At 55.8% G+C, this 14,105-nt stretch carries 12 protein-coding genes; 10 read left to right on the forward strand and 2 right to left on the reverse strand.

All coding sequences use genetic code 11. The features are described from left to right. Positions 1 to 111: 111 nt before the first annotated feature. Positions 112 to 1,287 carry a 3-demethoxyubiquinol 3-hydroxylase gene (gene ubiF, locus GRPL_RS03210; protein WP_032700573.1) on the reverse strand — a complete coding sequence of 392 codons (1,176 nt, stop codon included), beginning with the start codon at positions 1,285 to 1,287 and terminating at the stop codon, positions 112 to 114. Positions 1,288 to 1,495: 208 nt separating this feature from the next. Between ubiF and miaB the strand changes: the two genes are divergently transcribed. The 9 genes from miaB (at position 1,496) to GRPL_RS03165 (ending at position 10,746) form a co-directional block, all read left to right on the forward strand. Beyond that, the gene (gene miaB / locus GRPL_RS03205) at positions 1,496 to 2,920 is read left to right on the forward strand and encodes a tRNA (N6-isopentenyl adenosine(37)-C2)-methylthiotransferase MiaB (protein WP_032696397.1); all 1,425 of its coding nucleotides are present in this window, start codon (positions 1,496 to 1,498) and stop codon (positions 2,918 to 2,920) included. Between the two features lie 153 nt (positions 2,921 to 3,073). Continuing rightward, positions 3,074 to 4,120: a PhoH family protein gene (locus GRPL_RS03200; RefSeq protein ID WP_004859576.1), complete on the forward strand. Its 1,047-nt coding sequence runs from the start codon at positions 3,074 to 3,076 to the stop codon at positions 4,118 to 4,120. Further along, a complete protein-coding gene (gene ybeY / locus GRPL_RS03195) occupies positions 4,117 to 4,584 on the forward strand; it encodes an rRNA maturation RNase YbeY (protein ID WP_032688862.1) in 468 nt (155 codons plus the stop codon). The genes GRPL_RS03200 and ybeY overlap by 4 nt, the downstream gene beginning before the upstream one ends. 101 nt (positions 4,585 to 4,685) lie before the next feature. Next, positions 4,686 to 5,564, forward strand: a complete 879-nt coding sequence (gene corC, locus GRPL_RS03190) for a CNNM family magnesium/cobalt transport protein CorC (protein ID WP_004859572.1) — start codon at positions 4,686 to 4,688, stop codon at positions 5,562 to 5,564. Between the two features lie 22 nt (positions 5,565 to 5,586). Continuing rightward, on the forward strand, positions 5,587 to 7,125 hold the full coding sequence (lnt, locus tag GRPL_RS03185) for an apolipoprotein N-acyltransferase (RefSeq protein ID WP_032688865.1): 1,539 nt from the start codon (positions 5,587 to 5,589) through the stop codon (positions 7,123 to 7,125). A gap of 406 nt (positions 7,126 to 7,531) precedes the next feature. Continuing rightward, a complete protein-coding gene (locus tag GRPL_RS03180; protein WP_032688868.1) occupies positions 7,532 to 8,440 on the forward strand; it encodes an amino acid ABC transporter substrate-binding protein in 909 nt (302 codons plus the stop codon). Between the two features lie 163 nt (positions 8,441 to 8,603). Further along, positions 8,604 to 9,344 (forward strand): amino acid ABC transporter permease, encoded by a 741-nt coding sequence (locus GRPL_RS03175; protein ID WP_004859566.1) that lies wholly within the window; start codon positions 8,604 to 8,606, stop codon positions 9,342 to 9,344. 2 nt (positions 9,345 to 9,346) lie between these two features. Next, positions 9,347 to 10,021 carry a glutamate/aspartate ABC transporter permease GltK gene (gltK, locus tag GRPL_RS03170; RefSeq protein WP_004859564.1) on the forward strand — a complete coding sequence of 225 codons (675 nt, stop codon included), beginning with the start codon at positions 9,347 to 9,349 and terminating at the stop codon, positions 10,019 to 10,021. Further along, a complete protein-coding gene (locus GRPL_RS03165; protein ID WP_032688870.1) occupies positions 10,021 to 10,746 on the forward strand; it encodes an amino acid ABC transporter ATP-binding protein in 726 nt (241 codons plus the stop codon). Before gltK ends, GRPL_RS03165 begins: the two co-directional genes overlap by 1 nt. Positions 10,747 to 10,814: 68 nt before the next feature. Here GRPL_RS03165 and GRPL_RS03160 read toward each other — a convergent pair whose 3' ends face one another. Then, on the reverse strand, positions 10,815 to 11,300 hold the full coding sequence (locus GRPL_RS03160; RefSeq protein ID WP_172958370.1) for a zinc ribbon-containing protein: 486 nt from the start codon (positions 11,298 to 11,300) through the stop codon (positions 10,815 to 10,817). 221 nt (positions 11,301 to 11,521) lie between these two features. Here GRPL_RS03160 and leuS point away from each other — a divergent pair, with 221 nt between their 5' ends. Then, entirely contained in the window at positions 11,522 to 14,104 is a 2,583-nt protein-coding gene (gene leuS / locus GRPL_RS03155; protein WP_099001234.1) for a leucine--tRNA ligase, read from the forward strand. The last annotated feature ends 1 nt before the right edge of the window (position 14,105 follow it).

Below are 14,105 nucleotides of genomic sequence, written 5' to 3' on the forward strand. Positions count from 1 at the left end.
GTTTTCTGCATTCGCTTCAATTCGCATCACGGTGTTAACGTCATATTCAGGCGATGTACAAGGCGCTGCGGTGATATCCCGGCTAAGCGGCGCGCCAGCCGGGAACCGGGTTTACAATCCCAAGGCGTATTTCAGCGCCTGGCGCTTTAAAACGCCCGCATGTGCCGCAGCCATTAAGCCGATATTGCGCAGCACGCGCACCGGCGCCAGATCGTTGCTGAAACCGGCATAAAACAGATCCATACCCGACTGCATAATAAAATTATCCGCTCTGCGTCGCGCCTGGTAGCGTTTCAGCACCGGCAGGCTTGCCCATGCTTCCCCCTGGCTTTTCGCCTCGCTCAAAATATCCAGCAGCGCGTCAACATCGCGATAACCCAGATTCACCCCCTGCCCCGCCAGCGGATGAATGGTATGCGCGGCATCCCCCACCAGCGCCAGTCCCGGCTGTACATACTGCAGCGCATGGCGACGGGTCAGTGGAAACGCCCCGGCACTCAGCGGCGTGACCTGACCCAGTCGGGACGGGAAGTGGCGCGCAATCTCCTGCTGTAGCTGCGGCATACTCATGCCCTGCAGCTGGCGAATACGCGCGGGCGTGTCATACCACACCAGCGATGCCCACTTGTCGAACAGCGGCAGAAACGCGCGCGGGCCCGATGGCGTAAACTGCTGCCAGGTGCTGTTGCCAGGCTCCTGCACGCACTGCACGCTAATCAACATGCAGGATTGCTGATACTGCCACGCGTGAACGCCAATGCCTGCCAACTGGCGCACCTGCGAGTTGGCGCCATCCGCGCCGATAACCAGGCTGGCCGCACACTCGCCGCCATTGGTCAGACGCAACGTCGTGCAGGTCTCCCCCCGCTGCATCTCCTGTAACGAGGCGCCAACCTGCAGCGTGACGGCCTCATGCGCCGTCAGCGCCTGCCATAGGGCGAGCTGCAGAACATTGTTCTCCACCATATAACCCAGCTCAGGCAGCTTCAGCTCGACGGCATCAAAGGTCACATGCGCGTCCTCCCATTCCCAGGTCTCCAGCCGGCGATAGGGATGCGCACGCATGGCGCGCACCGCATCCCAGACGCCAAGGCTTTTCAGTAACCCGACGGAAGCGGCGCTAATCGCCGAAATACGGACATCCGGCGGCGCTGAAGGCGCAAATGCCGGCGGTGCCGATGGCTCGATGACCGTTACCGTAAAACCGTGCTGCGCCAGCCCCAGCGCCAGGGCTCCGCCAACCATTCCGCCACCCACAATGGCGACATCTGTTGCATGAATTGTCATGGCAATTATCCTTAAACCTGAATCCGTTAAGTTTACCGGATTTTTCCCCACCTCGGGGTGATAACGCTCGCACTGGTCAGGGCGCGACCAAAGCATTACAATACGCGCCCTGCAATCCTGGCTTTATACCCGCTATCCTTCACATTGCAGAGTCATTCCCGGTGAAGAAAATAGCTTTGGGTATATATACTTAAGCATGAGCAAGTCGATGACAAAAAAACTCCATATTAAAACCTGGGGCTGTCAGATGAACGAATATGATTCATCAAAGATGGCCGATCTGCTGGATGCCACGCACGGGTATCAACTGACCGAAGTGGCGGAAGAAGCGGATGTGCTGCTGCTCAATACCTGCTCAATCCGTGAGAAGGCTCAGGAAAAAGTCTTCCATCAGTTAGGCCGCTGGAAGCTACTGAAAGAGAAGAACCCCGACCTGATTATTGGCGTCGGCGGTTGTGTCGCCTCTCAGGAAGGCCACCATATTCGCCAACGCGCCCACTACGTCGATATTATTTTCGGGCCGCAGACGCTGCATCGTCTGCCGGAGATGATCAACTCCGTTCGCGGCAACCGCAGTCCGGTAGTGGACGTCAGTTTCCCCGAAATCGAAAAATTCGATCGTCTGCCGGAACCGCGCGCCGAAGGCCCAACGGCATTCGTCTCGATTATGGAAGGCTGCAATAAATACTGTACTTACTGCGTGGTGCCTTACACCCGCGGTGAAGAAGTCAGCCGCCCCTGCGACGATATTCTGTTTGAAATCGCTCAGCTGGCCGCTCAGGGGGTCCGTGAAGTTAACCTGCTGGGTCAAAACGTCAATGCCTGGCGCGGCGAGAACTACGACGGAACGACCGGCAGTTTTGCCGATCTGCTGCGTCTGGTCGCGGCGATCGACGGTATCGACCGCATTCGCTTTACCACCAGCCACCCGATCGAGTTTACCGATGACATCATTGATGTCTATCGCGATACGCCGGAGCTGGTGAGCTTCCTGCATTTACCGGTGCAGAGCGGTTCCGACCGGGTGCTGAACCTGATGGGACGTACCCACACGGCGCTGGAATACAAAGCGATTATCCGCAAGCTGTACGAAGCGCGCCCGAATATCCAGATTAGCTCCGACTTTATCGTCGGCTTCCCTGGCGAAACCAACGAAGATTTCGAGAAGACCATGAAGCTGATTGCCGATGTGAATCTCGATATGAGCTACAGCTTTATCTTCTCTGCCCGTCCGGGAACGCCGGCGGCGGATATGGTCGACGACGTCCCGGAAAAGGACAAGAAGCAGCGCCTGTATATTCTGCAGGAGCGCATCAACCAGCAGGCTATGGCCTGGAGCCGCCGCATGCTTGGCACTACCCAACGCATTCTGGTTGAAGGCACCTCCCGCAAAAGCATCATGGAGCTCTCAGGGCGCACCGAGAACAATCGGGTAGTCAACTTCGAAGGCACCCCGGATATGGTCGGTAAGTTTGTCGATGTCGAAATCGTTGACGTCTACACCAACTCGCTGCGCGGTAAAATTGTGCGTACCGAAGAGGAAATGGGACTGCGTATCGCGGAATCTCCGGAATCCGTTATCGCCCGCACCCGCAAAGAAAACGACCTCGGCGTCGGAACCTATCAGCCGTGATCCGTTCAGGCCTGCCGCCCCCGGCAGGCCTTGTATTTCCTCTCCCCGGCCCAATATTCATCGCAATGCTTGCGCCATATTCCCATGACGTGAATAATTTCCTTACTGGCCGGAGACGTTCGCTGTCCGGCAAAACGTGTAAAGAGGAACAGCTTGAACATAGAAACCCGTGAAATTACCCTGGAGCCAGCGGATAACGCACGCCTGCTGGGGCTGTGTGGCCCGTTTGACGACAACATCAAACAGCTGGAACGCCGATTAGGCATCGAAATTAATCGCCGTGACAATCACTTTAAACTGACCGGGCGCATGATATGCGTGAACGCGGCAGCCGATATCCTGCGCAGCCTGTACGTCGATACTGCGCCGATGCGCGGACAGATTCAGGATATTGAACCGGAACAGATTCATCTGGCCATTAAAGAGGCGCGGGTGCTGGAACAAAGCGCCGAGAGCGTGCCGGAGTACGGTAAGGCCGTCAATATTAAGACCAGGCGTGGCGTGATTAAGCCGCGTACGCCAAACCAGGCGCAGTACATCGCCAACATTCTCGATCATGATATTACCTTCGGCGTCGGCCCTGCCGGGACCGGGAAAACCTATCTGGCGGTTGCCGCGGCGGTCGACGCGCTCGAACGCCAGGACGTACGCCGTATTCTGCTGACCCGCCCTGCCGTCGAAGCCGGGGAAAAGCTCGGTTTCCTGCCCGGCGACCTGAGTCAGAAAGTCGATCCGTACCTGCGCCCGCTGTACGATGCGCTGTTCGAAATGCTCGGCTTTGAGAAGGTCGAGAAGCTGATTGAGCGCAACGTTATCGAAGTCGCACCGCTGGCCTATATGCGCGGCCGTACGCTGAACGATGCGTTTATTATTCTCGATGAAAGCCAGAACACCACCATCGAACAGATGAAGATGTTCCTGACCCGTATCGGTTTTAACTCAAAAGCGGTGATCACCGGCGACGTCACTCAGATAGACCTGCCGCGCAGCACCAAATCCGGCCTGCGCCACGCCATTGAGGTGCTGGCGGAAGTTGATGAAATCAGCTTCAATTTCTTCCATAGCGAAGATGTGGTACGCCACCCGGTGGTAGCTCGCATCGTGAATGCGTATGAAGCGTGGGAAGAAGCTGACCAAAAACGTAAAGCAGAACTGGCCGCCGAGCGCAAACGCGAAGCCCAGGAACAGGAGCAGAAATGAGTCAGGTTATTCTCGATTTACAGCTGGCTTGCGAAGATAACGCGGGGTTGCCGGATGAAGCCCAGTTTCAACGCTGGGTCGATGCCGTCATTCCTCAGTTCCAGGAGGAGTCAGAAGTGACCGTACGCCTGGTAGACGAAGCCGAAAGCCATGAGCTGAATCTGACCTATCGCGGCAAGGATAAGCCGACAAACGTGCTGTCGTTCCCGTTTGAAGCGCCGCCGGGTATCGAACTGCCGCTGCTTGGCGACCTGATCATCTGCCGTCAGGTCGTTGAACAGGAAGCCAAAGAGCAAGACAAACCGCTGGAAGCGCACTGGGCGCATATGGTGATTCACGGCAGCCTGCACCTGCTGGGCTATGACCATATCATTGATGAAGAAGCGGAAGAGATGGAAGGCCTCGAAACAGAGATAATGCTTGCTCTGGGCTATGAGGATCCGTACATTGCCGAGAAGGAATAGCCTGCCGCCGGTTTAACCGGCGAGCGGCCCCCATGCCGTCCGGCGCTGAACACACGCGCGACGAGCGACAAATTAACTGACATGAGAACCCACACGACGCCATGAGCGACGACAATTCACACAGTAGTGACACAGTAAACAGCAAAAAGGGATTCTTCTCCCTGTTACTCAGCCAGCTTTTTCACGGAGAACCGAAAAACCGTGATGAACTGCTGGAGCTGATCCGTGATTCCGGGCAAAACGACCTTATCGACGAAGATACGCGCGATATGCTCGAAGGGGTAATGGACATCGCCGACCAGCGCGTCCGCGATATCATGATCCCCCGCTCGCAGATGATTACCCTGAAACGCAATCAGACCCTGGACGAATGCCTCGATGTGATCATCGAGTCCGCCCACTCGCGTTTCCCGGTCATCAGCGAAGATAAAGATCACATTGAAGGGATTCTGATGGCCAAGGACCTGCTGCCGTTTATGCGCAGCGATTCCGAGGCATTCAGCATGGAAAAAGTGTTACGCCCGGCGGTTGTCGTGCCTGAAAGTAAGCGGGTTGACCGCATGCTGAAAGAGTTCCGCTCCCAGCGTTACCATATGGCTATCGTGATCGATGAGTTCGGCGGCGTCTCCGGTCTGGTGACCATTGAAGACATTCTCGAGCTTATCGTCGGCGAGATAGAAGACGAATACGATGAAGAAGAAGATATCGATTTTCGTCAACTGAGCCGCCACACCTGGACGGTGCGCGCCCTGGCCTCCATTGAAGACTTCAACGAAGCCTATGGCACTCACTTCAGCGATGAGGAGGTGGATACCATTGGCGGGCTGGTGATGCAGGCCTTTGGCCATCTGCCGGCGCGCGGTGAGTCTATTGACATCGATGGTTACCAATTCAAAGTCGCCATGGCCGATAGCCGACGTATCATCCAGGTACATGTCAAACTTCCTGATGACGCACCGCAGCCGAAGCTGGAAGATTAATTACACGGGACGATTAACCTAAATGGTATTTGCCTCTCTAATCGAACGCCAGCGCGTACGTCTGCTGCTGGCGCTATTATTCGGAGCCAGCGGAACGCTGGCTTTTTCTCCTTATGACATCTGGCCGGCGGCGATTGTTTCGTTAATCGGCCTGCAGGGGTTGACCCTTAACCGACGTCCGCTGCAAAGCGCCTGGATCGGCTTTTTCTGGGGGATGGGGCTGTTCGGTTCCGGCATCAACTGGGTCTATGTCAGCATTGCCCAGTTCGGCGGCATGCCCGGCCCGGTCAACGTATTCCTTGTGGTACTGCTGGCGGCATATATGTCGCTGTATACCGGACTGTTCGCCGGTCTGCTGTCGCGCCTGTGGCCCAGAACAAACTGGATACGTGTCGCCGTCGCCGCCCCGGTCGTCTGGCAAATCAGCGAATTCCTGCGCGGCTGGGTGCTGACCGGCTTCCCGTGGCTGCAGTTTGGCTACAGCCAGATTGACGGCCCGTTGAAAGGGCTGGCGCCCGTGATGGGCGTTGAAGCCATTAACTTCCTGTTGATGGTGGTTAGCGGCCTGCTGGTTCTTGCGCTCATTCAACGCAGCTGGAAACCGTTGGTTGCCGCCATCGTGCTGTTTGCGCTGCCCTTCCCGCTGCGCTACATCCAGTGGTATCAGCTGCTGCCGGAGCGGGCAACCCAGGTATCTTTGGTGCAGGGCGATATTCCCCAGGCGCTGAAATGGGATGAAAACCAGCTGGTGAATACGCTGAAAACCTATCTGGATTTGACGCAGCCGCATATGGGTTCCTCCCAGCTGATCGTCTGGCCAGAATCGGCGATCCCGGATCTGGAAATCAACCAGCAGAATTTCCTGAGTATGATGGACGACCTGCTGCGCGCGAAAGACAGCTCGTTGATTACCGGTATTGTCGACGCCCGGCTTAACAAGCAAAACCGTTACAATACCTACAACACCATCATTACGCTGGGCAAAGATAATCCCTACAGCTACGATTCCAAAGATCGCTACAACAAGAATCATCTGGTGCCGTTTGGTGAATTCGTGCCGCTGGAGTCCATTCTGCGCCCGCTGGCTCCGTTCTTCGATTTACCGATGTCCTCATTCAGCCGCGGTCCGTACGTCCAGCCGCAGCTGGTGGCACATAACATGAAGCTGACGGCGGCTATCTGCTACGAGATTATTCTCGGCGAGCAGGTGCGGGATAACTTCCGCCCGGATACCGACTACCTGCTGACCATCTCCAACGATGCCTGGTTTGGCAAGTCCATCGGTCCGTGGCAGCACTTCCAGATGGCGCGGATGCGTGCCCTGGAGCTGGCGCGTCCGCTGCTGCGCAGCACCAATAACGGTATTACCGCCGTCATCGGTCCGCGTGGGGAAATTCAGGATATGATCCCGCAGTTTACCCGCGCAGTGCTGACCACCAAAGTCACTCCGACGTCCGGCCTGACCCCGTACGCCCGTACCGGTAACTGGCCGCTGTGGGCGCTGACCGCGCTGTTGGGTTTTGGCGCGCTGATCATGAGTCTGCGCCAGCGTCGTCGCTAATCGTTACAGCCTGCGGATCTAAGTGTCGATCCGCATAGCCCCGGCCGGCAGCCGTCGCCGGGGCCGCCTTTCTCTCCATGCTTCCTTCTCGCCACTCGCCAACCTGGCACGCCCATTGCTTAATATTCTCAGGTCGCGGCGACATTTATTGCTGGTATAACCCGGTTGCACCAGCATCGCTCGCCTCAAGCACTAACCTGGTGCAATGGACGATTTTTGCCTTTAAATGGTGCGGAGCACTTCGCAAAAATAAACAATAAAGCAGCAAAATCTTTACATTAAGCCAAACTAAATGCTAACAAACACATACAAATGCTGCGCGTCAGCGTCGCAGCCATAATAACGCACACACACATTCACAATGGGTATCAAAAGCGTCAGTGACGCTGAGGATAAGGAGTTGGATATGCAATTACGTAAACTGGCCACAGCGATGCTGGTCATGGGCATGACCGCCGGTCTGGCGCATGCGGAAGATGCCGCCCCGGCAGCAGGCAGCACACTGGACAAAATCGCTAAAAACGGCGTTATCGTCGTCGGCCACCGTGAATCCTCCGTACCGTTCTCTTACTACGACAATCAACAAAAAGTGGTCGGTTACTCTCAGGACTACTCCAACGCTATCGTTGACGCTATCAAGAAACAGCTGAATAAGCCTGACCTGCAGGTAAAACTGGTTCCGGTGACCTCGCAAAACCGTATTCCGCTGCTGCAGAACGGGACTTATGACTTCGAGTGCGGCTCCACGACCAATAACCTTGAACGTCAGAAGCAAGCCGCCTTCTCCGATACCATTTTCGTCGTGGGTACCCGCCTGCTGGTGAAAAAAGGCGGGGCGATTAAAGATTTCCCGGATCTGAAAGACAAAGCGGTTGTCGTCACTTCCGGTACCACTTCCGAAGTTCTGCTGCATAAGTTGAATGACGAGAAGAAAATGAACATGCGCATTATCAGCGCCAAAGACCACGGCGACTCCTTCCGTACTCTGGAAAGCGGTCGCGCGGTGGCCTTTATGATGGACGATGCGCTGCTGGCCGGCGAACGCGCGAAAGCGAAGAAACCGGATAACTGGGAGATCGTCGGTACGGCACAGTCGAAAGAAGCCTACGGCTGTATGCTGCGTAAAGATGATCCGCAGTTTAAAAAGCTGATTGATGACACCGTCGCCACGGCCCAGACCTCCGGCGAAGCGGAAAAATGGTTTGATAAATGGTTCAAAAACCCAATTCCGCCAAAAAATCTGAATATGAACTTCGAACTCTCCGACGACATGAAGACGCTGTTCAAGACCCCTAACGACAAAGCTCTGAACTAATTAAAAAAACAAGGGGCAGGACACCCTGCCCTCCCGATTGTTGTGACAGCACGGACAGACTATACGGTGGCTGGTCGTTCCCCAGCCGCCGCGAATACCGAAACAGGCTGCACAATGATCTTCGAGGGTAGCGATGCTACCCTTTTTTTTCCAGGAGTCATTTATGTCAATAGACTGGAACTGGGGAATCTTCCTGCAACAGGCCCCGTTCGGCAATACCACCTATCTGGGTTGGCTCTGGAGCGGCTTTCAGGTCACCATCGCCCTGTCGATTAGCGCCTGGATTATCGCTTTTTTCGTCGGCTCGCTGTTCGGCATCTTACGCACCGCCCCCAACCGCTGGTTATCCAGCATCGGGACCTGCTACGTCGAACTGTTCCGTAATGTCCCGCTGATCGTTCAGTTCTTCACCTGGTACCTGGTGGTGCCGGAGCTGCTGCCGGAAAACATCGGCATGTGGTTTAAATCCGAGCTCGATCCGAATATTCAGTTCTTCCTCTCTTCGATGATGTGTCTGGGGCTGTTTACCGCCGCTCGCGTATGCGAACAGGTGCGCGCCGCCATTCAGTCACTGCCGCGCGGACAGAAAAACGCCGGGCTGGCGATGGGCCTGACGCTGCCGCAGACCTATCGTTACGTCCTGCTGCCTAACGCCTATCGGGTGATTGTGCCGCCGATGACCTCTGAGATGATGAACCTGGTGAAAAACTCGGCCATCGCCTCAACCATCGGGCTGGCGGATATGGCGGCACAGGCAGGCAAGCTGCTGGATTACTCGGCCCACGCCTGGGAATCCTTTACCGCGATTACCCTCGCCTATGTGTTTATTAATGCGGTGATTATGCTGGTGATGTATGTGGTTGAACGCAAGGTCCGCCTGCCGGGCAATATGGGAGGCAAATAATCATGTACGATTTTGACTGGAGTTCTATCGTTCCATCGATGCCCTACCTGCTGGCCGGGCTGGTTATCACCCTGAAAATCACCGTGACCGCCATCATTTTTGGTATCGTCTGGGGCACCCTGCTGGCGGTTATGCGTCTGTCCAGCTTCCTGCCGCTGGCGTGGTTTGCGAAGACCTACGTCAACGTGTTCCGCTCGATCCCGCTGGTGATGGTCCTGCTGTGGTTTTATCTGATTGTTCCCGGCTTCCTGCAGAACGTCCTTGGCCTGTCGCCGAAGAGCGATATCCGCTTGATCTCCGCGATGGTGGCCTTTTCGATGTTTGAAGCGGCGTACTATTCGGAAATTATCCGCGCGGGTATCCAGAGTATCTCTCGCGGCCAGTCGAGCGCCGCGCTGGCGCTGGGGATGACCCAGTGGCAATCCATGAAGCTGATTATTCTGCCGCAGGCGTTTCGCGCCATGGTGCCGCTGCTGCTCACCCAGGGGATCGTTCTGTTCCAGGACACCTCTCTGGTTTACGTTCTGAGCCTGGCCGACTTCTTCCGTACCGCCTCCACCATCGGCGAGCGCGACGGAACCCAGGTCGAGATGATCCTGTTCGCAGGCGCCGTTTATTTTGTCATTAGTCTCAGCGCATCGCTGTTGGTCAGCTGGTTGAAGAAAAGGACTGTGTAATGATTACCCTGAAAAACGTTTCAAAATGGTATGGTCACTTTCAGGTGCTGACCGATTGCTCCACGGAAGTGAAAAAAGGTGAAGTGGTGGTGGTGTGCGGGCCTTCCGGCTCAGGCAAATCAACGTTGATTAAAACCGTCAACGGCCTGGAGCCTATTCAACAGGGTGAGATCACCGTAGATGGTACCCGGGTCAACGATAAAAAAACCAACCTTGCCAAACTGCGCTCCCGCGTCGGGATGGTGTTCCAGCACTTTGAACTGTTTCCGCATCTGTCGATTATCGATAACCTGACGCTGGCGCAGGTCAAAGTGCTTAACCGCGACAAAGCCGCTTCCCGGGCAAAAGGCCTGAAGCTGCTGGAACGCGTGGGGCTCTCCGCCCATGCCGATAAATACCCGGCCCAGCTCTCCGGCGGTCAGCAGCAGCGCGTGGCTATCGCCCGTGCGCTCTGTATGGATCCGATTGCTATGCTGTTTGACGAACCGACTTCCGCGCTGGATCCGGAAATGATCAACGAAGTGCTGGATGTCATGGTCGAACTGGCCAACGAAGGCATGACGATGATGGTGGTGACGCACGAAATGGGCTTTGCCCGGAAGGTCGCCAACCGGGTGATCTTTATGGATGAAGGGAAAATTGTCGAAGACTCTGACAAAGAAGCCTTTTTCGCCAATCCGCAATCCGATCGCGCAAAAGACTTCCTCGCCAAAATTCTGCATTAACGGTCGCCTTGCCGACGCGCATCAGCAGGTGCGCGTCGGGTTTCATTCAGCCACCTCAGCGCGGCGTATCAAGGCTCAAAGGGACGACGCTGGAACTGGTCGTGGCCGCATTTCGGGCAACGCGGCAGAATATCCGGGGTATAGACCGCCAGGTGATAATGGCAGTGTTCGCACACCAGGTTTCCCAGCCCCACCACTTCGCCACTATGGTAAACCCCGTGGTGGTTGAGATCCTGGAACACTTCGCGCCATTCCAGCTGGGTTTTATCGGTAATATCCGCCAGCTCCTGCCACAGGCTCTCTTTTATCACCCGCATAAACACGCTGTCCGTCAGTTCGTCCTGACTCTCTTCATAACTGCGCGCGAACTCTTCGAGATCGCGTCTGACCGCGGTGGTCAGCGACTCCACTTCGCGCTGCGTTAACTCACCAGACTGGCTAATTTTCACCCGCGCCTGTTCCACCAGCGCGTCAATATCGCGTTCTCCATTGCGCAGCCGTTCACTGAGCGTCGACACCAGTTCACGGTAGAATTGAGCAACCTTGTTCATCATTTCGCCTCCGGTGTGGTTAACTTCTTCTAATAATAGACCTTATTTGCCATCTGCTTTGCCAGTTAGCCCACAGAGTCGCGAAATAATCTCCGCCGCTTTTGCCGATGTTAATGTGCGAAAGGCTGTTTTGACGTGGGCGTTTGGGCTATGCTATGCCGATCTGATAACACATCCATTGGCTACATTTTGTAGCTGTATTGAAAACAGGACCACTGGCTGCCATGCAAGAGCAATACCGCCCGGAAGAGATAGAATCGAAAGTCCAGCTTCACTGGGACGATCATCGTACATTTGAAGTAACTGAAGACGAGAGCAAAGAGAAGTATTACTGCCTGTCGATGCTTCCTTATCCTTCTGGTCGACTACACATGGGTCACGTGCGTAACTACACCATCGGCGACGTCATTGCCCGCTACCAGCGTATGCTCGGCAAAAACGTTCTGCAGCCGATCGGCTGGGATGCGTTTGGTCTGCCGGCGGAAGGCGCCGCGGTAAAAAATAACACCGCGCCGGCCCCGTGGACCTACGACAATATTGCCTACATGAAAAACCAGCTGAAAAAGCTGGGCTTTGGCTATGACTGGAGCCGTGAAGTGGCGACCTGCACCCCGGAATACTACCGCTGGGAGCAAAAGTTCTTCACCGAGCTGTATAAAAAAGGCCTGGTGTACAAAAAAACGTCTGCGGTGAACTGGTGCCCTAACGACCAGACCGTTCTCGCCAACGAACAGGTTATTGACGGTTGCTGCTGGCGCTGCGATACCAAAGTTGAGCGTAAAGAAATCCCGCAGTGGTTTATCAAAATCACCGCCTACGCCGACGAGCTGCTCAACGATCTGGATAAGCTGGATCACTGGCCTGATACCGTTAAGACCATGCAGCGCAACTGGATCGGCCGTTCTGAAGGGGTAGAAATCTCCTTCAACGTTAACGAGTATGCCGACAAGCTGACCGTCTACACCACCCGTCCGGACACCTTCATGGGCTGTACCTACCTGGCCGTAGCCGCGGGTCATCCGCTGGCGCAGCAGGCGGCAGCGAACAACCCGGAGCTGGCTGCGTTTATCGACGAATGCCGTAACACCAAAGTCGCCGAAGCAGAAATGGCGACGATGGAGAAAAAAGGCGTCGATACCGGCTACAAAGCGATTCACCCGCTGACCGGCGAAGAGATTCCGGTCTGGGCGGCAAACTTCGTGCTGATGGAATACGGCACCGGCGCCGTCATGGCCGTTCCGGGTCACGATCAACGCGACTACGAATTTGCCAGCAAATATGGTCTGAACATTAAGCCGGTTATTCTGGCGGCAGACGGCTCAGCACCGGATCTGTCCGAGCAGGCGCTGACTGAAAAAGGCACCCTGTTCAACTCCGGCGAGTTCGACGGCCTGAGCCACGAAGCGGGCTTCAACGCTATTGCCGACAAACTGGCGGCCATGGGCGTTGGCGAACGCAAAATTAACTATCGCCTTCGCGACTGGGGCGTTTCCCGTCAGCGTTACTGGGGCGCACCGATTCCAATGGTCACCCTCGAAGACGGTACCGTCATGCCGACACCGGAAGATCAGCTGCCGGTCATTCTGCCGGAAGATGTGGTCATGGACGGCATCACCAGCCCAATCAAGGCCGATCCGGAGTGGGCAAAAACCACCGTTAACGGTCAGCCTGCGCTGCGCGAAACCGACACTTTCGATACCTTTATGGAATCCTCCTGGTACTACGCGCGCTATACCTGCCCGCAGTACAATGACGGAATGCTGGATCCAGACGCCGCCAACTACTGGCTGCCGGTCGATATTTACATCGGCGGGATCGAACATGCGATTATGCACCTGCTGTACTTCCGCTTCTTCCATAAGCTGATGCGCGACGCGGGTATGGTTAACTCCGACGAGCCGGCGAAACAGCTGCTGTGCCAGGGGATGGTACTGGCTGACGCCTTCTATTACGTTGGTGAAAACGGCGAGCGCAACTGGGTTTCTCCGGTTGATGCCACCGTGGAGCGCGATGAAAAAGGCCGTATCGTCAAAGCCTACGATCCGCAGGGTCGCGAGCTGGTGTATACCGGCATGAGCAAAATGTCCAAGTCGAAGAACAACGGCATCGACCCGCAGGTGATGGTTGAACGCTACGGCGCGGATACCGTTCGTCTGTTCATGATGTTCGCCTCTCCGGCAGATATGACTCTGGAATGGCAGGAGTCCGGCGTTGAAGGGGCAAACCGCTTCCTGAAACGTGTCTGGAAACTGGTTTATGAGCACACGACTCAGGGCCCGGTTGCCGCACTGGACGTTGCCAGCCTGAGCGAAGATCAGCAGGCGCTGCGTCGCGATGTGCACAAAACGATCGCCAAAGTGACCGATGATATCGGTCGTCGTCAGACCTTCAACACCGCGATCGCCGCGATCATGGAGCTGATGAACAAACTGGCGAAAGCGCCGCAGGAAAACGAACAGGATCGCGCGCTGATGCGTGAGGCTCTGCTGGCGGTTGTGCGTATGCTCAATCCGTTCACCCCGCACGCCTGCTTCACGCTGTGGCAGGAGCTGGGCGGCGAAGGCGATATCGACAACGCGCCGTGGCCGGTCGCCGATGAAAGCGCCATGGTTGAAAATACCACCCTGGTTGTTGTTCAGGTTAATGGTAAAGTCCGTGGTAAAATTACCGTTCCGGTCGATGCAACCGAAGAACAGGTTCGTGCACGTGCGGGTCAGGAACATCTGGTCGCGAAGTATCTCGACGGTGTCACCGTACGTAAAGTGATTTACGTCCCGGGTAAACTGCTCAACCTGGTCGTTGGCTAAG

This window comes from Klebsiella planticola ATCC 33531 (assembly GCF_000735435.1).
Lineage (GTDB): Bacteria > Pseudomonadota > Gammaproteobacteria > Enterobacterales > Enterobacteriaceae > Klebsiella > Klebsiella planticola.

Bases quoted from the DNA above. Each gene is read 5' to 3' on its own strand.
- miaB (WP_032696397.1), top strand. From the start codon at position 1,496: ATGACAAAAAAACTCCATATTAAAACCTGGGGCTGTCAGATGAACGAA.
- ubiF (WP_032700573.1), bottom strand. From the start codon at position 1,287: ATGACAATTCATGCAACAGATGTCGCCATTGTGGGTGGCGGAATGGTT.
- corC (WP_004859572.1), top strand. From the start codon at position 4,686: ATGAGCGACGACAATTCACACAGTAGTGACACAGTAAACAGCAAAAAG.
- leuS (WP_099001234.1), top strand. From the start codon at position 11,522: ATGCAAGAGCAATACCGCCCGGAAGAGATAGAATCGAAAGTCCAGCTT.
- GRPL_RS03165 (WP_032688870.1), top strand. From the start codon at position 10,021: ATGATTACCCTGAAAAACGTTTCAAAATGGTATGGTCACTTTCAGGTG.
- GRPL_RS03180 (WP_032688868.1), top strand. From the start codon at position 7,532: ATGCAATTACGTAAACTGGCCACAGCGATGCTGGTCATGGGCATGACC.
- gltK (WP_004859564.1), top strand. From the start codon at position 9,347: ATGTACGATTTTGACTGGAGTTCTATCGTTCCATCGATGCCCTACCTG.
- GRPL_RS03160 (WP_172958370.1), bottom strand. From the start codon at position 11,300: ATGATGAACAAGGTTGCTCAATTCTACCGTGAACTGGTGTCGACGCTC.
- GRPL_RS03175 (WP_004859566.1), top strand. From the start codon at position 8,604: ATGTCAATAGACTGGAACTGGGGAATCTTCCTGCAACAGGCCCCGTTC.
- ybeY (WP_032688862.1), top strand. From the start codon at position 4,117: ATGAGTCAGGTTATTCTCGATTTACAGCTGGCTTGCGAAGATAACGCG.
- lnt (WP_032688865.1), top strand. From the start codon at position 5,587: ATGGTATTTGCCTCTCTAATCGAACGCCAGCGCGTACGTCTGCTGCTG.